Raw genomic sequence first — 20,865 nt, forward strand, 5'->3', positions numbered from 1 at the left:
CTCCTCACTGATGGCCTCACCGGCGGGTCAGCCCACGAACGTGACGTCGGAGGTCAGCCAGCGGCCGCCCACGCGCACGAGGTCGAGCTGCAGCCGGTAGGTGCGCGCCTGGCCCTCGGGCGCGGCGGTGTTGCTCACCTTGCTGTCGGCCACGACCAGGACCCGGGCGGAACGCTCGTCGGACCGCACGATGCCCGCTTCCAGGACCTGCCCCTCCGACACCGACCTGTTCTGCGCGACGAGCTTCGTCAGCTGCCGGGTCTGCGCGGCGAACTGCTTCCTGAAATCGCCGGTGGCGCCCTTGAGCACGTTGCCGCTGTCCCGGTCGTAGTGCCGGTAGTCGAGCGAGGTGAAGTTCAGCGCCGACTGGCGGGCCGCCGCCAGGACGTCCTGACGGCGCTGCTCCGCCTCCCGCTGGTCGGCCAGTCTCAGGCCCAGCCACACGGACAGCGCGGTCGTCAGGACGGTCGCGGTGACGAGCCCCGCCGACAGCAGTCTCCTGCGTCCCCCTGTCATGCCATCGGTCCCACGAGCAGCCATTGCCACGACTCCTTTCCGAACACGCTCTGTTCTCCGCCCGTCGAGCCGATCTCGACGGGCCTTCCGTCCGGGCCGGCCACGGTGCCGGTCTCCGGGTCGTACGGAGCCACGAACGCGGCCCGGTCGGCGCCGGCCGAACCGGTCGTGGCGCCGGGGGCGTTCTGCGCTCCGCGCACCGAGGTGCTGCCGCCGCGCGGTGCCGTGCAGCGCGCCTGCGTGTTCGCCGGGCGGGGGCCGGTGTCGGCGGGGTCCCGCCACCGGGTGCCGTAGCCCCGGGTGCACGCGGGCGGGTCGTCGGCGTTCACGGTGAGCCCGAAGTGGGTGGTGCCGTCGCCGGGTATGACCGTGTAGCTGCCCGCGACATTGAGCGGGAGCGTGACCAGGGCCTGCTCGACGCCGGGCAGCCGGGCCACGGTGACCTGGCCGCCGCTGATGAGGTTGGCCAGCAGCACCGGCACATGCGTCCGCGTGGACTTCAGCAGGGAGTCGACCTCCCGCGTGGCGGGCACGGTGGTGCCGATCAGCCGGCGCAGGTCCCCGTCGCTCGACTTCAGCTGCTCGGTGAGCCTGGCCAGATCGCGGGAGAACGACTTGATGGCCGAACCCTGGTCGGCCTGCGTCCTGAGCACCTTCCGCGAGTCCTCGATCAGCGACACCGTCTGGGGGAGCGACGCGGACGCCGACTCCACCAGCGCGTTGCCGGAGTCCACCAGGCGGCTCAGCCGGGGTCCGGTGCCGGAGAACGCCTTGCCCAGCTCGTCCACGGTGGTCCGCAGGTCGTCCTTGCCGACCGAGGTGACCAGCCGGTCCAGGCTGAGGACCAGGTCGGTGACCGGCAGCGGGGTCCGGGTGCGGCTGCGTGGGATCGGGCTGCCGTCCATGAGGTACGGCCCGCCCGGCCCCCGCGGCTGGAGGTCGACGTACTGCTCGCCCACCGCCGAACGGTCGGCGATCACCGCGAGCGTGTCGGCCGGGATCCTCGGGGCGCCGTCCTCGATCCTGAGCGCCACCGAGACCCCCGACCCGGTCGGACTCAGATCACCCACGCGGCCCACCGGCACACCGCGGTAGGTGACCTCGGCGCCGGGGAAGACGCCCCCGGACTCGGCGAAGTCGGCGCGCACGGTGTAGCCGCGGGAGAGGACGTCGTCCACCAAGCCCGTGTACCGGACGCCGACGTACGACACCCCGAGGGCGGTGACGGCCGCGAAGGCGAGCAACTGGGCCTTGACCGTACGTGTGATCACGGCAGTATCCCCTTCAGCATCAGCTCGGCGAGGCCGAGGTCGACCCCGGCCGGGAGGCGGCGCGAACCGTTTCCCGTGCCGTAGGCGGCGGTGCACACCGGCGGGCACAGCAGGGTGCTGCCGTCGGAGGGCGCCGAGGGCGCGGGGGGCACGGACGGGGTGTCCGGCGGGGACGGCCTGGCCGGGAGGGACGGCAGTGACGGCACGGACGGCAGGGGGGTGGGCGTGGGGACGCCGGGAAGATCCGGGGCCTTGGGTGCCGGGGACCTCCCGCCCTTGCCCGGTCCGTCGTCGACGTTGCCGTAGAGACCCGCCAGGTCCAGGTCGGCGGTGATCTTCAGGTTGACGTAGTCGCCCTTGATGGCGTCGGTGGCGTTGCGCGGGAACGGGTACGTGGTGAGGATCTCCAGCGAGTCGGGCAGGTCGTCGCCCGCCTTGTTCAGCTCCTGCAGGATGGGCCGGAGCTTCTTGAGGTCGGCGACGGTGTCGTCCCGGGAGGCGTTCACGACCCTGGTGCCGGTCTTGCCGAGCCTGGACAGGGCGGTGAGCATCTTCGTCAGGTCCCGGCGCTGGCCGGCCAGGGCCTTCAGTGCGGGCGGCATGGTGTCCACCGCCAGGGCGATCGTCTTCTTCTCCTTCCCCAGCCGCGCGGCCAGCCGGTCGACGCCCCTGAGCGCGCGCACGATCTCCGCCCGCTGGTCGTCGAGGCCGCCGAGGAAGGTGTCGAGCTGCTTCAACAGCGACCTGACCCGGTCCTCGCGACCGTCCAGGGCCTTGTTCAGCTCGACGGTGATCGTCTTCAGCTGGGCCACGCCGCCGCCGTTGAGCAGCGCGGACAGCGCCGACAGCACCTCCTCGACCTCCGGGTTGCGGCCGCTGCGGGACAGCGGGATGCGGTCGCCGTCGCGGAGCCGTCCCACGGGCGCGGTGCCGGCCGGGGCGGACAGGGCCACGTACTTCTCGCCGAGCATGCTGGTCTGCCTCAGGCCCGCGACCGCGTTGCCGGGCAGCTTCACCGAGTCGGCGATCCTGAGCCGCACGCGCGCGTGCCAGCCGTCCAGCTCCACCTTCTCGACCGCGCCCACGGTGACGTTGTCGACCTTGACCGCGGACTGCGGCACCAGGTCCAGTACGTCCATGAACTCGACCGTGACGTGGTAGGCGTGGCCGTCCGAGGCGGCCCCTCCGGGGAGCGGGAGGTCGTACCAGCCGTTGAACTCGCAGCCGGTCAGCAGCAGCGAGCCGACCACCGTCCAGGCGGCCACCCGCCCCGTGCGCCGTACGCTCATGCCCGTGCCCCCAGGATCCCGCCGAGGGTCCTGTCGACCGTGCCCGCCGTCGCCGGGACCGCCGGGACCTCGGGCAGTGAGGCGAAGAGCCTCTTCAGCCCGGCACAGTCGTCGTGGTCCTCCCCGGTCGTCTTCAGGACCGAGCACAGCAGCGACGCCGGATCCTGCGCCGTCTGCGCGTTGTTGCGGGTGTCGAGCGTGCCGGCCGCGGGGTTGTAGGCGTTCTGCAGGTTCGACAGGCCCGTGGGGGCGACGTCCAACAGCTCGGCCAGTGCCGCCCGTTGGCTGACGAGCACCTTGGTGACCCGGCTCAGCCCCTTCACGTCCCCGGTCAGCGCCTTCTTGTTGCCCTTCACGAAGCCGGACACGTCACCGAGCGCCGCTGCCAGGTACTTCAGCGCGGCCGCCAGGTCCTTGCGCTCGCCGGCCAGTTGCCCGGCCACGTCGGCGAGGTCGGTGTTGAACGACCGCACGCTCCGGTCGTCCGCCGCCAGTGCCGTGGTGAACACCTGAAGGTTGCGCACGGTCCCGAACAGGTCACCGCGCCCGTCCGACAGCGTGGTGACCGCCTGGGAGAGGTCCTCGACCGTCTGGTTGAGGTTCTCGCCCTGCCCCTGGAGGTTGTCCGCGCTCACCCCGAGCAGCCGGGAGAGCGAGCCCTTGTCGTTGGCGCCGTCCGGGCCCAGGGCCTCGGCGGTGCTGTGCAGGCTGTCGAAGATCCGGTCCAGCTCGACGGGGACGGCCGTACGGGACTCGGGGATGACGTCACCGTCCCGCAGCACCGCGCCCTTGCGGTACACCGGCAGCAGCTGCACGTAACGGTCGCTGACCACCGACGAGTTGACGATGGCGGCCTGCGCGTCCGCGGGGATCTTGCGGCCCTGGTCGTACTCCAGCTCCACCCGGACCCGGCCGCCCTCCGGCGTGATCTTCGTGACCTCGCCGATGCGGACGCCGAGGACGCGGACGTCGGAGCCGGGGTAGATGCCGACGGTGCGCGGGAAGTACGCGGTGACGCGGACCGGGTCCGGGCTCGGCCACAGGACCACGGCGAGCGCCGCGACGACACCGAGCGCGGTGCACAGGGCGAGGAGTCTGCGGGTCATCGGGTGCCTCCCGTCCGTGGCGTGACCGGGGCGGCGACCATGTTCTGGACGTAGGAGTCGAACCAGCGGCCGTTGCCCAGGGTGTTGGTGAAGAGCCGCACGTACGGCGCGAGCAACCGGACGCTGCGGTCGAGGCTCTTCTGGTTGCGTTCGAGCATCGTCACGAAGGTGTGGAGGTTCTTCAGGGCGGGCCCGATCTCCTTGCTGTTGTCGTCGACCAGGCCGGACAGTTCGATGCCCAGCAGCGCCGAGCCGGTGAGCAGCTTGTGGATCGCCGCGCGCCGTTTGGCGATCTCCTTGAACAACGCGTCGCCGTCCTCCACCAGCGCGGAGAAGTCCTTCGTGTGGTCCGCCAGCACCTTCGTGACTCCGTTCGCGTGGTCGAGGAGCCCGCGCAGCGCCTTGTCGCGGGCGGCGACGGTCCGGGAGATCCTCGACAGTCCCTTGATCGACGCCCGCACCTGTGCGGGCGAGTCCTGGAAAGTGACGGAGATCGTGTCCAGGGCCTTCGCCAGGCGGTCCGTGTCGACCTCCTCGGTGGTGGTGGTGAGATCGCTGAAGGCCTGGACGACGTCGTACGCCGACACGGTCCGCCGGAGCGGGATCTCGCTGCCCGGCCTCAGCTGCCCCGGCCCCTTCGGGTGCAGGGCGAGGTACTTGGCGCCGAGGATCGTCTTGACCCGGATCGACGCGCCCGTGCCGGTGCCGAACGCCGGGTCGCCCTTCACCTTGAAGGTGACCTTGACGTGGTCGCCGTCCAGGCCGACGTCCTCCACCTTGCCGACCTTGACCCCGGCGATCCGCACCTCGTCACCCGGCTTGAGCCCGCCCGCCTCCGAGAAGGCCGCGCTGTACGTCTCGCCGCCGCCGATCAGCGGCAGGCTGTCGGCGTTGAAGGCGGCGACCGTGAGCAGCGCGAGGAGGGTGAGGCCGACGGCGCCGATGACGACGGGGTTCCTCCGCCACTGCCGGAGGGGCGTGGCAGGTGACCCCGCACGGAACGGCTTCGGGCGCGGGCGCCCCAGCCGGATCCCGGGCAGCTTGGGCGGCAGGACGCGCACCTTGACCAGGGGCTCGGGGCGGGGCTTGCGCATCGGCAGCCGGGGGAGTGCCGGCAGCCTGGGCGGCAGGACGCGCACCTTCACCAGGGGCTCGGGCCGGCGCTGCCGTGGGGCACGCAGTCTCATCCGCCACACCTCGCCCGCGCCACGTGCAGCTCCGGGGTGATCACCTGCTTCGTCTTCGGCAGCACGATCCGTCCGTCGAAGTCGCAGAGGTAGAAGTTGAACCAGGAGCCGTAGGACGCCGTCCCGGTCAGCTTGTCGAGCTTGTTCGGCAGCCGTTGCAGGACGCCCTCCACGGTCTTCTCGTTGTCGTTCAGGGTTCCGGTGAGCTCGCCGAGCCCGGCGATGTCGTCCTTCAGCGGTGGACGCGCGTCCTTCAGCAGCCCCGCCGTCACCTGCGTGAGATCGCCGATGCTCACCAGGGACTTCCCGATGGGCCTGCGGTCGGCGGACAGCCCGGAGATCACCCGGCGCAGCTGTGTGAGCAGATCGGAGAAACGTGAACCGCGCTTGTCGAGCGTCCGAAGCACGGTGTTGAGGTTGTCGATCACCGAGCCGATCAGCCGGTCGCGGTCGGCGAGGGTCGTGGTCAGCGAGGCGGTGTGCGCGAGCAGGCTGTTCACCGTGCCGCCCTCGCCCTGGAGGGTCCGGATGATCTCGGTGGCGAGCTGGTTGACGTCGCTCGGGCTGAGCGCGGCGAACAGCGGCTTGAAGCCGTTCAGCAGGGCGTTGAGGTCCAGCGCCGGCCGGGTCCGGGACAGCGGGATGGTGCCGCCGGGCGGAAGACGCCGGGAGCCGTCGCCGGTGCCCTCGGTCAGCGCGATGTACCGCTGCCCGACCAGGTTGCGGTAGCGGACGACCGCGTGGGTGCCCGCGAGCAGCGGCCGGTTCGTGGTCACGGTGAACGTGACCTCGGCCAGGGTCCGGTTCTTGATCCGGATGTCCTCGACCTCCCCGACCCGCACGCCGGCCACCCGGATGTCGTCCCCGGTCTCCAGCCCGGTCACGTCGGTGAACACCGCGTGGTAGCTGTCCTTCGGGGTGAAGGAGACGTTGACGATGGTGGCGGCCAGCAGGGCCGTCGCCGCCACCGTGACCAGTGCGAAGAGGCTGAACTTGATCAGCGGGGCGGCGGTCTGCCGGGCTCCTGCCCTGCTCATGCGACACTCACCGCCGTTCCGCGCGCGAGCGGCCCGAACAGCAGGGTCGCGACGGGCGGCACCTCGTCCGCGGGGACGCCCAGGACGGGGGCCACGAGCGAGCCGACGGCCCGTTGCTCGGCCTCGGTGGCGGACACGTTGACACCTCCGGGAACAGCGCCGCCGGGAGTTCCGGCCGACGTACCGTCGTCGAGATGGGGTTTCGGCCCGGGCACCTGCGGATGCGGCAGCCCGCGGCAGTTCGGCCCCGACCGCTCGCCGTAGACCGGCTCCTCACCGGGCCGGTAGGCGCCTTGGGGCCGTACGACCTCCAGGGTGATCCGCATCTCGCCGCCCCGGAACGCGTCCTCCGACGCCTTCTCCTGCCGGACCAGGCCCTGGAACAGGCACGGGTACTCGGGGGAGTAGCGGGCGAACAGCTCCAGCGTGGGGCGGGAGACCCGGCCCAGGGTGATCATCCGGTCGCCGTTGGCGGACAGGAAGTCGTTCGCCGTGCCCGCCACGGCGGCGGTCGAGCGGAGTCCCGCCGCCAGTTGGTCCCGCTTCTCCACGATCGTCCGGCTGGTGGTGACCGTGCTGCGCAGGATCCGCATCAGGTCGGGCGCGGCGTCGCCGTACACCTCGGCGACGTCGGCGAAGCGCGCGATGTCCTCCTCGATCGACGGCAGGTGCGGGTTGAGGCGGCGCAGATAGCCCTCCACCCGGGTCAGGTTGTCGCCGATCCGGTCACCGCGGCCCTCCAGCGCGGTGGCGAACGCCGAGAGCGTGGCGTTCAGTTCGCCCGGCCTGACCGTGCGCAGCAGCGGCAGCAGGTCGTTCATCAGCTGCTGCACCTCGATGCCGGCCTTCGTACGGTCCTGGGTGATGACGTCGCCGGCGCGGATGGGACGGGCGGAGGAGTGGGCGGGCGCCACCAGGTCGACGTACTTCTCGCCGAACAGCGTCTTGGGCAGCAGGCGGGCGTGCACGTCGGAGGGGATGTACGTGACGTACCGCGGTGTGAGCGCGATGTCGAGGGTCGCCTTCCTGCCGTCCGCGTGCACCGCGCGCACCTCGCCGACCAGCAGCCCGCGCAGTTTGACGTCGGCCCGGGGATCGAGCTGGTTGCCGAGGGTGTCGGCCTCCAGGGTGATCCGTACGACGGGCGTGAACGCCTGCCGGTAGACGGCCACCGCGAGCGACAGCAGCAGGGTGAGCACGGCGAGGAACGCGATGCCGTACACCCTGAGCCTCCATCGGTGCATGTCCACTGCTCTCACCCCGCGATCCGTACGGTCGTGTTGGCGCCCCAGATCGCGAGGCTCAGGAAGAAGTCCAGGACGTTGACGGCGACGATCGAGGTCCGCACCGCCCGGCCCACCGCCACGCCGACGCCCGCCGGACCGCCGCTCGCGTAGTAGCCGTAGTAGCAGTGCACCAGGATGATCAGCACGGCGAAGACGATCACCTTGCCGAAGGACCACAGCACGTCCACCGGCGGCAGGTACTGGTGGAAGTAGTGGTCGTACGTGCCCGTCGACTGCCCGTAGTAGCCGGTGGTGATGGTGCGTGCGGCGAGGTAGGACGACAGCAGCCCGATCACGTACAGCGGGATCACCGCGACGAAGCCGGCGATCATCCGGGTCGTCACCAGGAACGGCAGCGACGGCACGCCCATCACCTCCAGCGCGTCGGTCTCCTCGCTGATCCGCATCGCGCCGAGCTGCGCGGTGAACCCGGCACCGACCGTCGCGGACAGGGCCAGACCGGCCACCAGCGGGGCGATCTCCCGGGTGTTGAAGTACGCCGACAGGAACGCCACGAAGTTCGACGTGCCGAGCTGGTTCAGGGCCGCGTAGCCCTGGAGGCCGACCTCGGTGCCGGTGAAGAAGGACAGGAAGGCGATCACGCCGACCGTGCCACCGACGACGGCGAGCGCGCCCCGGCCGAAGCTCACCTCGGCGAGCAGCCGCAGGATCTCCTTCTTGTAGCGGCGCAGGCTGCGGCCGGTCCACGCCAGCGAGCGGCCGTAGAAGGACAGTTGGGTGCCCAGCTCTTCCAGTGAGCGCAAGGGGCGGTCGAGGACTTTCTGCGGTCTCATCGGCTAACCCCTCTGCGGGACGACCTGGAAGTACACCGCGGTCATCACGAAGTTGGTCACGAACAGCAACATGAAGGTGATCACCACGGACTGGTTGACGGCGTCGCCCACGCCCTTCGGGCCGCCCTTCGCGGTGAGCCCCTTGTGGGAGGCGACGATCGCGGCGATCGCCCCGAACACCAGCGCCTTGATCTCGGCCGCCCACAGGTCGGACAGCTGGGCGAGAGTGGTGAAGGACGCCAGGTAGGCGCCGGGGGTGCCGTTCTGCAGGATGACGTTGAAGAAGTAGCCGCCCGCCACGCCGACCACCGACACCAGGCCGTTGAGCAGCACGGCCACGACCATCGACGCCAGTACGCGCGGTACGACGAGCCGGTGGATCGGGTCGATGCCGAGCACCTGCATCGCGTCGATCTCGTCCCGGATCCTGCGCGCCCCGAGGTCGGCACAGATCGCCGTACCGCCCGCGCCCGCGATCAGCAGGGCGGTGACGATCGGCGAGGCCTCGCGCAGCACGGCGAGCACGGACGCGGCACCGGAGAAGGACTGCGCGCCCAGCTGCCGGGTCAGGCTGCCGATCTGCAGCGCGATGACCGCCCCGAACGGGATCGAGACCAGTGCCGTCGGCAGGATCGTGACGCTCGCCACGAACCACGCCTGCTGGATGAACTCCCGTGCCTGGAAGGGCCGCCGGGGCAGGGCGCGCAGGACGTCCAGCGCCATCGCGAACAGGTTGCCCGAGTGTCTGAGCGCACCCGTCGGGGAGAGCCTCATGCGCCCGTCACCCCCGTCCCGTGCAGTTCGGCCTCCCGTCGCGCGATCGCCTCCCAGCGGGGCGAGCGCGCGATTCCGGGGCTCGGCAGCAGGCGGGGAGTCAGTGGCCGTGGCGCGCCGTCCTCCTCCATCTCGGCCAGCTCCTGCTCGACCTGGGCCGCGTCCTTCTCCTCCGCCATGCCGATCGGCCCCTGCACCCGGCCGTTCAGGAACTGCCGTACGACGGGTTCCTCACTGGCCAGCAGCTGCTCGCGAGGCCCGAACATCACCAGCTCCCGCCGGAACAGCAGCCCGATGTTGTCGGGCACCTGGCGGGCCGAGGCGATGTCGTGGGTGACGATCAGGAAGGTGGCGTCGATCTGTGCGTTGAGATCGACGATGAGCTGGTTGAGGTAGGCCACGCGCACCGGGTCGAGACCCGAGTCCGGCTCGTCGAACAGGATGATCTCCGGGTCGAGGACCAGGGCCCGGGCGAGCCCGGCCCGCTTGCGCATACCGCCGGAGATCTCGCCGGGCAGCTTCCCCTCCGCGCCGATCAGCCCGACCATGTCCATCTTCTCCAGGACGATCCGCCTGATCTCGCTCTCGGACCTGCGGGTGTGCTCGCGCAGCGGAAAGGCGATGTTGTCGTACAGGTTCATCGAGCCGAACAGCGCGCCGTCCTGGAACAGCACCCCGAACAGCTTCCGCACCTCGTACAGGTCACGTTCGCGCAGGCGCGTGATGTCCCGGCCCGCCACTTTGACCGAGCCGCGCCCCGGCTTCAGCAGCCCGACGAGCGTCTTGAGGAACACCGACTTGCCCGTCCCCGAGGGGCCGAGCAGCACCGAGACCTCCCCGGCGGGCAGCGTCAGCGAGACGTCCTCCCAGATGACCTGTTGGCCGAAGGACTTGGTCAGCCCTTCCACACAGATCTCGACACCCATCCGGTTCCACCCTTCGCCCGTGGAGCAGCTCCGACATCTGCTCTACGGGGAGGGGCGGGGCGTCCGTCGCGGCGGCCACGAGATTTTTCCGGCCGCGTCCCCGGCGGGCTACCGCAGCTGCGGGGAGGGCAGGCTCGGGGTGGGTGTGGGCAGGGAGACCGACGGCACAGACGGCGCGGAGGCGAGTGCCGCAGCCGACGGGAGGGTCGGTGCCGACGGAAGCGACGGCACCGACGGTACGGACGGCGCCGACGGAAGCGACGGCACGGTCGGTACCGACGGCACGGACGGCACCACGGACTTCACCGGCAGCTCGGGAAGCGCGGGGAGGGCGGGCTCGCCGGTGGGCGGGCGGGTCGCCGCCCGGCTCGGCTCCGCCGCCGACGGCCTGCGCGTCTGCGGAGGCACCGCGCCCCCGGTGCCGTCGCTCCGGAGCGGCTGGGTCCCGCTGGACACCGCCGGCTGCGGAGCCGGGACGGCCGGGTCGCCGCCGTCGAGCGCGTACGGCAGCACGAACCCGGCCACCACCAGGGTCGCGGCCGTCGAGGTGACCGCCACGGCCTGCACCTTCCCGCCACCGCGTGGCCGCCCGCGTCCGACCAGGAACAGCACGAGTCCGAGCGTCCCGGCCAGGGAGGCGCGCAGCGTCCGCCGGGCCCGGGCGAGCAGTGACTCGACGGTCCGGTAGCTGAGCCCCATCCGCACGGCGACCTGGCTCACGTCCAGGTCCTCGGACTTCAGCCGCAGCGCCTCCGCCTGCCGGGCGGGCAGCTCCCCGCTGCGCACGGCGAGCCACTTCGCCTCGGCCCGGTCACACACCGCCTCCTCGACCGGCACCGGGCCCGGCGCGACGAGCGTGGGGCGGCTGCCGACCTCGGCCTCGCGGCTGACCTGCCGGTGCCGGTCGACGCACAGGCGCATCGTCACCGTCGTCAGCCAGGCGCCGAGCCGCTCGTCGTCGAGGTCCCGGCGCTCGGCGGCCCGCAGCATCGCCTCGTGCACGGCGTCCTCGGCGTCCTCCCGGCTCATCGAGCGGCGCCTGGCCACCTTGAGCAACTGCTCACGGTGGCTCCACATACGCTGCCAACGCTCCTCGGCGGCCGCTGTGTCCGCAGGCATGTTCGTCGCCATGAGGGCCCCTTCGCACTCACCCGCCGGTCCTGTGCTCCCGGCGGGTGGCGACATTACCGCTCAGTATCCGCGGTTGTGGAGGGGGAGGCTCCGATCGTGTTCCAGCCGTTGCCCGGCCTGGCCGTCGCTGGTCAGCGGCCCCGGGCCGGGCAGCTCGCCACCGCCGGGCAGGGTGAGGGTCGGTTCGGGGACGGGGATCGGCGGCGTCTGCGACCCCGTCGGGGCGTGGGGCTCGCGGGATGGGGTGGGGGAGGGCGAGGCGGGTGGCGCCGAGGGCGTGCGGGACGGGCCCGGACCCGGCTTCCGGTCCCTGGGCGGCTGCGGGGAGGGCTTCGCGGTCGTCGGACGGGACGGCCTCGGCCGCTGTGCCCGGGACCCGCCGGAGGCGTCCGGCACCACCCGGTGTCCGGTCAGGTAGTACGCGTACCAGGCCCGGACCGTGCGCAGATAGGCCTCCGAGTGGTTGTAGCCGAGGATCGCCCGGTCCAGCTCCGCCGGATTCGACAGGTCACGGCCGCCCGCGCACAGGTAGCGGCCGGCGGCCAGCGCCGCGTCGTAGACGTTGTTCGGGTCGGCACGCCCGTCCCCGTTGCCGTCCGCGCCCCAGTGGGCCCAGGTCGACGGGATGAACTGCATCGGTCCGACCGCGCGGTCGTACGCCGGGTCCCCGTCGTACCTGCCGCCGTCGGTGTCCGGTACGACGGCGAACGCGCCGCCGGTCAGCCGGGGGCCGAGGACGGGTGTCACGGTCGTACCGTCCGGGGTCACCCGGCCGCCCCGGGCCTGCCCGGACTCCACCTGGCCGATCGCGGCCAGCAGCTGCCAGCGCAGCCGGCAGCCGGGCGCGGTCCGCGCCAGCTCCGCCTCGGCGCGCCGGTACGCGGCGAACACGCTCGCGGGCAGTGCACCACCCTCCACCCGCCGTTCCGGGGCGCCGTCACGTGTCCGCAGCGGAGGCAGGTCGGTGCGGAACGGGGTGTCACCGGACACGCTGGGGCCGTGTTCACCGGGTGCCGCCTTCCGTGCGGGCGCCGAGGCCTGCGCCGATACCGCCCCCGGCGCCTGGGACGCGGTCAGCACGGCCATCGCCGTCGCCGCGACGGCCGTCCCCCTGGCACCCCTGAACACGCCTCTCCCGAATGTGCGCACTCGCGCTCCCCTCCCTGTGTGGTCTGCGTCGTCTGCTCTACGCGGGCGGGCGGTCCGTCCGTCGCGGGAAGACCGTGGGAAAGCCGGAGCTGCTCGGGAGGCCGGGTGGGCACGGGCGTCCGTTAAGGTCTCCCCAAGCGGCCCGGGCGGTCGTCACCCCGCCGCCGCGGACCTGGCGGAACGCGCGGGTCGGAGCAGATGCCATGGGGGCACAGTGCGACTGAAAGTGGAGTTCACCACCGAGCCCTTCGACCTGGACGAGGCGCCCGCGCACGCGCTGGCGGCCCGCGAGGTGATCGAGGCGGCGGAGCTGGACGCGGTGGACGTCGGCCCGTTCGGCAACACGGCGGAGGGCGCCGCCGACGCGGTGCTGACCGCGGTGGACGCGCTGCTGCGCAAGACCCTGGAAGCCGGCGCCACCCGGATCTCGCTACAGGTCAACGTGATCGGAGGGGGCGAATGACCGGCAACGGGGACGAGCCCTTCATCACGGCGGTGAAACCGCTGGTCGACGCCATGGGCGGGGAGATGCTCCCGCCGGACGAGGCCGGCCCCGAGGACGTCGTCCTCGCCTGGCAGGGCGTCGACGTCGTCGCCGTACGCCTGCCCCAGCTGGCCGACTCCCTCGACCACATCCTCGCCGCCATGGAGCGCCGCCAGGGCCGGCCGCTGGCCGACCTGGACCGCAAGGCCAAGCAGGAGGTCGTACGGAGCCTGGAGGCGCGCGGCGCGTTCGCCGTGCGGCACGGTGTGGAGACCGTGGCGAGCGCGCTCGGCGTCAGCCGCTTCACGGTCTACAACTACCTCAACCGGGAGAAGGGGGCCTGAACCCGGGCCTCGGACATCCTTCGCGGGAACCCGAATTTTCAACAAAGTGTTGACGTCGTGTTTCGGAGGGCGTTAGCTGTTCGCAGCCCGTTCAGCACGAAGGCCGCATCCGGCCACGGAGGCTCCCGTGACGTCGACTTCCACGCCCCCGGGTCTGGCCCGGTTCAACGAACTGGAGGAGCGGGCGGCCCTCGCCGCCCTCCACGAGGCGTGTGCCTCCACCGAGTGGGCCCGGCGACTGCTCGCCGCCCGCCCCTACGCCACTCCGGAGGACCTCTACGCCGCCAGCGACGCCGCCATGGCCGAGCTGACCGTCGCGGACCTCCACGAGGCGATGGCCGGGCACCCGCCGATCGGGCGCCCCAAGCCCGGCGACCCGGCCTCCGCCCGCGAACAGCGCGGCATGGCCGGCGCCTCCGACGAGCTCAGGGCGGAGATGCTCGACCTGAACCTGGCCTACCAGGAGAAGTTCGGCCATGTCTTCCTCGTCTGCGCCACCGGCCGGACCGGTGAGCAGATGCGGGACGCGGTCAAGGAGCGGATCGGGAACACGCCGGAGCAGGAGCGGGAGATCGTCCGCACCGAGCTGGGCAAGATCAACCGCATCCGACTGGCCCGACTCGTCGAAGAGGACGCCTGACACCATGAGCACCAGCACCACCGCCTCCGTGTCCACGCACATCCTGGACACCTCGATCGGCCGCCCCGCCGAGGGCGTCGCCGTCCACCTCTTCGCCCGCGGCGGCCGGGAGGAGGACTGGCAGGCGCTCGGCGGCTCCGCGACCGACGCCGACGGCCGGTGCAAGGACCTTCCCGACCTGCCGGAAGGCACCACCCACGTACGGCTCGACTTCGCCGTCGAGGCGTACTTCGAAGAGAACACCGCGAAGAAGCAAGCCGATGCGCAGCAGGACGCCCCCGCGACTCGGGACAGCGGTGCGGTGTTCTTCCCCGAGGTGGCGATCACCTTCGCCGTGAACCCGGGGGAGCACTACCACGTGCCGCTGCTGCTCAACCCGTTCGGCTACTCCGTTTACCGAGGGAGCTAGCTCATGCCGACCATCCTGGGACAGAACCAGTACGGCAAGGCCGAGAACCGAGTCGTCAAGATCACGCGGGACGGCGCCACCCACCACATCAAGGACCTCAACGTCTCCGTCGCGCTGAGCGGCGACATGGACGAGGTCCACTACTCCGGCTCCAACGCCAACGTCCTGCCGACCGACACCACCAAGAACACGGTGTACGCGTTCGCCAAGGAGTACGGCATCGAGTCCGCCGAGCAGTTCGGCATCCACCTGGCCCGGCACTTCGTCACCAGCCAGGAACCGATCCACCGGGCGCGCATCCGCATCGAGGAGTACGCCTGGGAGCGGATCGGGACCTCCGACGCCAACTCGAAGTTCATCGGCGCCGACGAGGTCAAGCACTCCTTCGTCCGCAAGGGCCAGGAGACCCGCCTCACCCAGATCACCTACGACGGCGAGCGGTGGGAGGTCGTCTCCGGCCTGAAGGACCTGGTCGTGATGAACTCGACGAACTCCGAGTTCTGGGGCTACGTCAAGGACAAGTACACCACCCTCCAGGAGGCGTACGACCGCATCCTGGCCACCCAGGTCTCGGCCCGCTGGCGGTTCAACTGGACCGACGACGAGCAGAGGATGCCCCAGTGGGAGAAGTCCTACGAGCAGACCAGGAAGCACATGCTCCAGGCCTTCGCCGAGACGTACTCCCTCTCCCTCCAGCAGACGCTGTACCAGATGGGCGCGCGCATCATCAACCACCGCAGCGAGATCGACGAGGTCCGCTTCTCGCTGCCGAACAAGCACCACTTCCTGGTGGACCTGGAGCCGTTCGGACTGAAGAACGACAACGAGGTCTACTTCGCCGCCGACCGTCCCTACGGCCTCATCGAGGCCACCATCCTGCGGGACGGCTGTGAGGCCCGTATCCCGGTCGACATGACCAACCTCTGACGCGGGACGCGCGCCCCCGGCCCCGCCACCCGGTCCGGGGGCCCGCCACACCGGAGGGAACGACATGACACAGCCTGCGAAGGGGCCCGACACCGCCTCCTGTCCCGCGCTCGTCATCGGCCAGGCCTGCGGACCCGGCCCCGCGGCCCGCACCCCTTCGCGCATCGGCTCCGGCATCGGCGCGGGCGCGCTCGCCGCGGTCCTGCCGAACCTGTTCTTCCACCCCCTCGGCACCCGGGGCCGGCAGCCGGTCCCGGCACTCAAATCCTCCCGGGGTCCTGCCGTGCCCTGCCCGTGGACATCCTCCGGTCCCTCTGCCCACGGGTCCGCCACTGAAAGACAAGGAAGCACGATGGCACCATCGGCAGCCCAGCGCACCGTCATCGAGAACTGTGCGATCGCGACCGTGGACGCGGGCGACACGGAGTACGCCTCAGGGCACCTCGTCCTCGCCGGCAACCGGATCGAGTCGGTCGGCGCGGGCAAGGCCCCCGAGGGCCTGGAGAACGTGGTGCGCCGGATCGACGCCGGCGGCCACCTGGCCACGCCCGGTCTGGTCAACACCCACCACCACTTCTACCAGTGGATCACCCGGGGCCTGGCCACCGACCACAACCTGTTCGACTGGCTGGTCGCGCTCTACCCCACCTGGGCGCGCATCGACGAGCAGATGACGTACGCCGCCGCGCAGGGATCGCTCGCCATGATGGCCCGGGGCGGTGTCACCACCGCCATGGACCACCACTACGTCTTCCCGCACGGCTCCGGCGACCTGTCCGGCTCCATCATCCGGGCCGCCGCCGAGACGGGCGTGCGCTTCACGCTGGCCCGCGGCTCGATGGACCGCAGCGAGAAGGACGGCGGCCTGCCCCCGGACTTCGCCGTCGAGACGCTGGACGGCGCCCTCGCCGCCACCGAGGAGACCGTCCACCAGCACCACGACGCCTCCTTCGACGCGATGACCCAGGTGGCCGTGGCCCCCTGCTCGCCGTTCTCCGTCTCCACCGAACTCATGCGCCAGGGCGCCGAGCTGGCCCGCCGCCTCGGCGTACGGCTGCACACCCACGGCTCGGAGACGGTGGAGGAGGAGAAGTTCTGCCACGAGCTGTTCGGCATGGGCCCGACCGACTACTTCGAGTCCACCGGCTGGCTCGGCGAGGACGTGTGGATGGCGCACTGCGTCCACATGACCGACTCCGACATCGCCGCGTTCGCCCGCACGAAGACCGGCGTCGCCCACTGCCCGTCGTCCAACGCCCGCCTCGCGGCCGGCATCGCCCGGGTCCCCGACATGCTCGCGGCGGGCGTCCCGGTCGGCCTCGGCGTCGACGGCACCGCCTCCAACGAGTCCGGCGAACTCCACACCGAACTGCGCAACGCCCTGCTGATCAACCGGCTCGGCGCGCACCGCGAGGCCGCCCTCAACGCCCGGCAGGCGCTGCGACTCGGTACCTACGGCGGCGCCCAGGTGCTCGGCCGGGCCGGGCAGATCGGCTCGCTGGAGCCGGGCAAGCTCGCCGACGTGGTGCTGTGGAGGATGGACACCCTCGCCCACGCCTCCATCGCCGACCCGGTGACCGCGCTGGTCCTCGGCGCGGCGGCCCCGGTCACCGCGTCCTTCGTCAACGGCCGGCAGATAGTGGAGAACGGCCGTCTGCTCACCGTGGACGAGGAGGCCGTCGCCGCCGCCACCCGCGCGGAGGCCCAGCGCCTGGCCCGCATCGCCGCGCAGGCCTGACCCCGGGCCCTCACAGACTCCGGCCGGGAGGGACGGCTCCCGGCCGGGACCGTGGATCCGAGCGGGATCCACGGCACGCCGTCTCCGGGGCGCGTGCGGACGCACGCGCCCCGGAGTCGGTCACCCCCACACCGTCCGCTCAACCGCTCAGCCGCCACCCCCCGACGGTCCCGCACGACCACACGCACCACCTCCCAGAAACCCACGTCGGAGACGACGTGTTACCCGCCCGGAGGACCCGCCGTGGCCGCCCATCCCGTAGACGAGAAACTCCCCGCCCTGAAAATGGCGACCAGCGGCCTGCAGCACGTGGCCGCCATGTACGCAGGAGTCGTCGCCCCACCCCTGATCGTCGGCGCGGCCATCGGCCTGAGCGCGACCGACCTGACCTTCCTCACCGGCGCATGCCTGTTCACCGCGGGCCTCGCCACCTTCCTCCAGACGCTGGGATTCTGGAAGATCGGCGCCCGCCTGCCGTTCGTCAACGGTGTCACCTTCGCCGGTGTCGCCCCCATGACCGCGATCGTCGCCTCCACCGAGGACAAGTCCGACGCCCTGCCGGTCATCTTCGGCGCGGTCGTCGTCGCCGGACTTCTCGGCTTCCTCGCGTCGCCCTTCTTCAGCAAGGCGATCCGCTTCTTCCCGCCCGTCGTCACCGGTTCGGTCATCACCCTGATCGGCGTGTCCCTGCTCCCGGTCGCGTTCGGCTGGGCGCAGGGTCCCAACCCCCGGGCGGACGACTACGGTTCCACGACCCACCTCACCCTCGCCGGCATCACGCTGCTGATCGTCCTGCTGCTGCGCCGTTTCACCCGCGGCTTCGTCAAGCAGATCGCCGTCCTGCTCGGGCTCGTCGCGGGCACGCTCATCGCGATACCGTTCGGCGTCACGGACTTCAGCCCCGTCGGTGAGGCCGGCATCGTGGGCTTCCCGACCCCGTTCCACTTCGGCGCCCCCCAGTTCCAGCTCGCCGCGATCCTCTCCCTGTGCGTGGTGATGGTGGTGTCGATGACCGAGTCGACCGCCGACATGCTGGCGCTCGGCGAGATCGTCGAACGCCCCGCGGACGAGAGGACCATCGCGGCCGGTCTGCGTGCCGACACCCTGGGCTCCGCGATCAGCCCGCTGTTCAACGGTTTCATGTGCAGCGCCTTCGCCCAGAACATCGGCCTGGTCGCCATGACCAGGATCCGCAGCCGGTACGTCGTCGCGACCGGCGGCGGCTTCCTGGTCCTGATGGGCCTGTGCCCGATGGCGGCCTCGCTCATCGCGGTCGTACCCCGGCCGGTCCTCGGCGGCGCCGGTGTCGTCCTGTTCGGCTCGGTCGCCGCGAGCGGCATCCAGACCCTGGTCCGGGCCGGCCTCGACAAGGACAACAACGTCCTGATCGTCGCCGTGTCCCTCGCGGTCGGCATCATCCCGATCACCGCGCCGGAGTTCTACCACGCGTTCCCCGAGACCGCGAAGATCGTCCTGGACTCGGGCATCTCCACGGGCTGCCTCACGGCCGTCGTCCTGAACCTCCTCTTCAACCACCTCGGCAAGGACCACGAGGCCCACGACGTCACCCATCCCATGGAGGCGGGGGAGGAGATCGCCGCCGCGCGCTGAGGCCGGCGGTCAGGACTCAACCGGCCGGGGGAGACGGCGGGGACGCCATGACCCCCGGCCACTTCATGAGGTTGGCCAGCAACTCCGCCTGCTCGATCGCGTCGTCCAGCGCGTGGTGCGTGTGCCGGCGCCGCGACAGCAGCTCCCGTGGCATGGTTCCCTTCGCCACCGCCCGCAGCGGCAGCCGGGCCTTCGTCGCGTACAGCGTCTTCATGTCCAGGCAGCCGGAGTGCCCGAACGGGCTGCTCCCGGTGAAGCGGATCAGGTACCAGTACAGGAACGTCCAGTCGTACGACGCCGGGTAGCCGCACATCACCGGCTGCGCGCCCGCGCTCACCTCACGCACCCACGCGGCGAACTCGGCGAGTGCCACGGCCGGTTCGGCACCCTCGGCGGCCAGCCGGGCCCGGTCGAGACCGCTCACCGCCAGCGCCTCCGGGACGAACTCCTCCCCGATCGGCCGCAGTTCCCGGTAGAAGGTCCGCTCCTCCGGGTCGGCGGCCGTGAAGCCGGCAGCGTCCTGCACCCCGGCGACCGCCGCCCCGAGGCTGAGCATGGAGTACGGCCCGGGGATCGGTCCGTCGGCCTCGATGTCGACGGAGATGTAGAGACTGGGCTTGACGCGGCGAGCGGACATGACTCCGGAGCATTCCACCTCCCCGCGCGTCCCGCATCTCCATTCGACCCGGGGTCAGGCGCGGCGTTCGCGCAGGACCAGTGCCGCCAGGGCCAGGGCCGCCGCCGCGATGCCCGTGGCCACGGTGAACGCCAGCCGGTAACCCTCGGCGGTCGCGGGCAGTGGGGCCGTGCCGTCGGCGAGCAGGGCCTCGGTGCGGCTCGCCGCGAGAGTCGACAGCACCGCCAGGCCCAGCGAACCGCCCACCACCTGGGTGGTGTTGAACAGGCCGGACGCAAGGCCCGCGTCCTCCGCCCGCGCCCCCGACATCGCCAGACCGGTCAGCGCCGGCATGGCCGCGGCGAAACCGGCGGACAGCAGCAGCATCGCGGGCAGGACGTCGGTGACGTAGGAGCCGTCGGCGGGGGCGCGCCCGAGCAGGGCCATGCCCGCCGTGATCAGCACCAGACCGGCCAGCAGCACCCGGTAGCCGCCGAACCGGGCCACGGTCCGCGCGGACAGCCCCAGCATCAGCACGCCGATCGCGATCGGCGCCGGCAGGAACGCGGTGCCGGTCGCGAGGGCGCCGTAACCCAGCACCCGCTGCAGGTACAGGGCGCCGACGAACTGGAACCCGTACATCGTGGCGATCATCAGCACCTGGACCGCGTTGGCCCCGGTCAGCAGCCGGGAGCGGAACAGGCGGGGGCGCAGCAGCGGGCGCGCGGCCCGGGTCTGGTGCACGGCGAACGCGGCGAACAGGGCGAGGGCGAGGGCCGCGAGCAGCAGGGTGACGGCACGGGAGCGGTCGCCGGCGCCGACGATGACGTACACCGTGAGCATCAGCGCCCCCGTGACCAGGCCGGCCCCGGGATAGTCGGCGCCCCGGCCGAGTCCGGCGCCGGGCTCGGGCGTGAGCACCCGCACCGCGGCCAGCCACGCGGCCACCCCGATCGGCAGGTTGATCAGGAAGATCCAGTGCCAGCCGAGCGTGTCGGTCAGGGCGCCGCCGAGGAAGGTGCCGAGCGCGCCGCCCGCCGAGCCGACCGCGCTGAACACCGCGATCGCCCGGGCCTGTTCGCGCGGCTCGGGGAACAGCGCGACCAGCATCCCGAGGACCACCGCCGAGGCCATCGCCCCGCCCGCGCCCTGCACCGCCCGCGCCGCGATCAGCATGCCCTGCCCGGTCGCCGTGCCGCACAGCACCGACGCAAGTGTGAACACCGCGAGCCCGGCCGTGAACATCCGCTTGCGGCCGACGAGATCGCCGAGCCGGCCGGCCAGCAGGAGCAGCCCGCCGAAGGCGATCAGATACGCGTTGACGACCCAGGCGAGCCCCGGGCCGGTGAAGCCGAGGTCGCTCTGGACGGCGGGCATCGCCACCGTGACGATGTTGCCGTCCAGCACCGTCATCAACGTGCCGGCGCACAGCACGGCGAGGGAGGTCCAGCGGGAGTACTGCCGCCGCCCGGAAGTCACCCCCGCCGGTGACGCACTGTTCTCGATCGTGGCCGACATCGTCTGCCGCCTCCTCGTTCCTTCCACGTTCTTCCCACGTTCTTCCTGCGCACCTTGGTGCACGACTTGTAACGGGGATCATCGTGGGTGACCATGGAGGCCGGCGTAAGGA

21 protein-coding genes are annotated in these 20,865 nt (G+C 71.6%); 7 read left to right on the forward strand and 14 right to left on the reverse strand.

Annotated elements, in window-relative coordinates:
• Positions 1–27: 27 nt before the first annotated feature.
• The 12 genes from S1361_RS31060 to S1361_RS31115 all read right to left on the reverse strand — a co-directional run bounded on the left by S1361_RS31060 (position 28) and on the right by S1361_RS31115 (position 12,445).
• Positions 28–516 carry a hypothetical protein gene (locus S1361_RS31060; RefSeq protein WP_208035199.1) on the reverse strand — a complete coding sequence of 163 codons (489 nt, stop codon included), beginning with the start codon at positions 514–516 and terminating at the stop codon, positions 28–30.
• Positions 513–1,787 (reverse strand): MCE family protein, encoded by a 1,275-nt coding sequence (locus S1361_RS31065; protein WP_208035200.1) that lies wholly within the window; start codon positions 1,785–1,787, stop codon positions 513–515. The genes S1361_RS31060 and S1361_RS31065 overlap by 4 nt, the downstream gene beginning before the upstream one ends.
• Positions 1,784–3,076, reverse strand: a complete 1,293-nt coding sequence (locus tag S1361_RS31070) for an MCE family protein (RefSeq protein WP_208035201.1) — start codon at positions 3,074–3,076, stop codon at positions 1,784–1,786. Before S1361_RS31070 ends, S1361_RS31065 begins: the two co-directional genes overlap by 4 nt.
• Complete coding sequence (locus S1361_RS31075; RefSeq protein ID WP_208035202.1) at positions 3,073–4,182, reverse strand: MCE family protein; 1,110 nt, start codon at positions 4,180–4,182, stop codon at positions 3,073–3,075. Before S1361_RS31075 ends, S1361_RS31070 begins: the two co-directional genes overlap by 4 nt.
• Positions 4,179–5,369: an MCE family protein gene (locus S1361_RS31080; RefSeq protein WP_243769361.1), complete on the reverse strand. Its 1,191-nt coding sequence runs from the start codon at positions 5,367–5,369 to the stop codon at positions 4,179–4,181. Before S1361_RS31080 ends, S1361_RS31075 begins: the two co-directional genes overlap by 4 nt.
• The gene (locus S1361_RS31085; protein ID WP_208035203.1) at positions 5,366–6,406 is read right to left on the reverse strand and encodes an MCE family protein; all 1,041 of its coding nucleotides are present in this window, start codon (positions 6,404–6,406) and stop codon (positions 5,366–5,368) included. Before S1361_RS31085 ends, S1361_RS31080 begins: the two co-directional genes overlap by 4 nt.
• Positions 6,403–7,650 (reverse strand): MCE family protein, encoded by a 1,248-nt coding sequence (locus tag S1361_RS31090; protein ID WP_208035204.1) that lies wholly within the window; start codon positions 7,648–7,650, stop codon positions 6,403–6,405. The genes S1361_RS31085 and S1361_RS31090 overlap by 4 nt, the downstream gene beginning before the upstream one ends.
• Positions 7,651–7,661: 11 nt before the next feature.
• Entirely contained in the window at positions 7,662–8,486 is an 825-nt protein-coding gene (locus S1361_RS31095) for an MlaE family ABC transporter permease (RefSeq protein ID WP_208035205.1), read from the reverse strand.
• A 3-nt stretch (positions 8,487–8,489) separates the two neighbouring features.
• Positions 8,490–9,260, reverse strand: coding sequence for an MlaE family ABC transporter permease (locus S1361_RS31100; RefSeq protein WP_208035206.1), 771 nt, complete (start codon positions 9,258–9,260; stop codon positions 8,490–8,492).
• Entirely contained in the window at positions 9,257–10,186 is a 930-nt protein-coding gene (locus S1361_RS31105) for an ABC transporter ATP-binding protein (RefSeq protein ID WP_208035207.1), read from the reverse strand. The genes S1361_RS31100 and S1361_RS31105 overlap by 4 nt, the downstream gene beginning before the upstream one ends.
• A 108-nt stretch (positions 10,187–10,294) precedes the next feature.
• Positions 10,295–11,317 carry an RNA polymerase sigma factor gene (locus S1361_RS31110; protein ID WP_208035208.1) on the reverse strand — a complete coding sequence of 341 codons (1,023 nt, stop codon included), beginning with the start codon at positions 11,315–11,317 and terminating at the stop codon, positions 10,295–10,297.
• Between the two features lie 60 nt (positions 11,318–11,377).
• Complete coding sequence (locus tag S1361_RS31115; protein WP_243769362.1) at positions 11,378–12,445, reverse strand: lytic transglycosylase domain-containing protein; 1,068 nt, start codon at positions 12,443–12,445, stop codon at positions 11,378–11,380.
• A gap of 235 nt (positions 12,446–12,680) precedes the next feature.
• Between S1361_RS31115 and S1361_RS31120 the strand changes: the two genes are divergently transcribed.
• From S1361_RS31120 to S1361_RS31150, 7 genes are all read left to right on the forward strand, one after another.
• Positions 12,681–12,929, forward strand: coding sequence for a YkoF family thiamine-binding protein (locus S1361_RS31120; protein WP_208035209.1), 249 nt, complete (start codon positions 12,681–12,683; stop codon positions 12,927–12,929).
• Positions 12,926–13,294, forward strand: coding sequence for a helix-turn-helix domain-containing protein (locus tag S1361_RS31125; protein ID WP_208035210.1), 369 nt, complete (start codon positions 12,926–12,928; stop codon positions 13,292–13,294). The genes S1361_RS31120 and S1361_RS31125 overlap by 4 nt, the downstream gene beginning before the upstream one ends.
• Before the next feature lie 127 nt (positions 13,295–13,421).
• A complete protein-coding gene (uraD, locus tag S1361_RS31130; RefSeq protein WP_208035211.1) occupies positions 13,422–13,934 on the forward strand; it encodes a 2-oxo-4-hydroxy-4-carboxy-5-ureidoimidazoline decarboxylase in 513 nt (170 codons plus the stop codon).
• 4 nt (positions 13,935–13,938) lie between these two features.
• Positions 13,939–14,343, forward strand: coding sequence for a hydroxyisourate hydrolase (gene uraH, locus S1361_RS31135; RefSeq protein WP_208035212.1), 405 nt, complete (start codon positions 13,939–13,941; stop codon positions 14,341–14,343).
• Between the two features lie 3 nt (positions 14,344–14,346).
• Positions 14,347–15,270, forward strand: coding sequence for a factor-independent urate hydroxylase (pucL, locus tag S1361_RS31140; protein ID WP_208035213.1), 924 nt, complete (start codon positions 14,347–14,349; stop codon positions 15,268–15,270).
• Between the two features lie 352 nt (positions 15,271–15,622).
• Positions 15,623–17,008, forward strand: coding sequence for an 8-oxoguanine deaminase (locus S1361_RS31145; protein WP_208035214.1), 1,386 nt, complete (start codon positions 15,623–15,625; stop codon positions 17,006–17,008).
• 243 nt (positions 17,009–17,251) lie between these two features.
• A complete protein-coding gene (locus S1361_RS31150; RefSeq protein WP_208035215.1) occupies positions 17,252–18,619 on the forward strand; it encodes a nucleobase:cation symporter-2 family protein in 1,368 nt (455 codons plus the stop codon).
• A gap of 16 nt (positions 18,620–18,635) precedes the next feature.
• Here the strand turns inward: S1361_RS31150 and S1361_RS31155 are convergent, their stop codons facing one another.
• On the reverse strand, positions 18,636–19,256 hold the full coding sequence (locus S1361_RS31155) for a 3'-5' exonuclease (protein ID WP_208035216.1): 621 nt from the start codon (positions 19,254–19,256) through the stop codon (positions 18,636–18,638).
• A 54-nt stretch (positions 19,257–19,310) separates the two neighbouring features.
• Positions 19,311–20,753 carry an MFS transporter gene (locus tag S1361_RS31160; RefSeq protein ID WP_208035217.1) on the reverse strand — a complete coding sequence of 481 codons (1,443 nt, stop codon included), beginning with the start codon at positions 20,751–20,753 and terminating at the stop codon, positions 19,311–19,313.
• Positions 20,754–20,865: the final 112 nt, after the last annotated feature.

This window comes from Streptomyces cyanogenus, assembly GCF_017526105.1.
Taxonomy (GTDB): domain Bacteria; phylum Actinomycetota; class Actinomycetes; order Streptomycetales; family Streptomycetaceae; genus Streptomyces; species Streptomyces cyanogenus.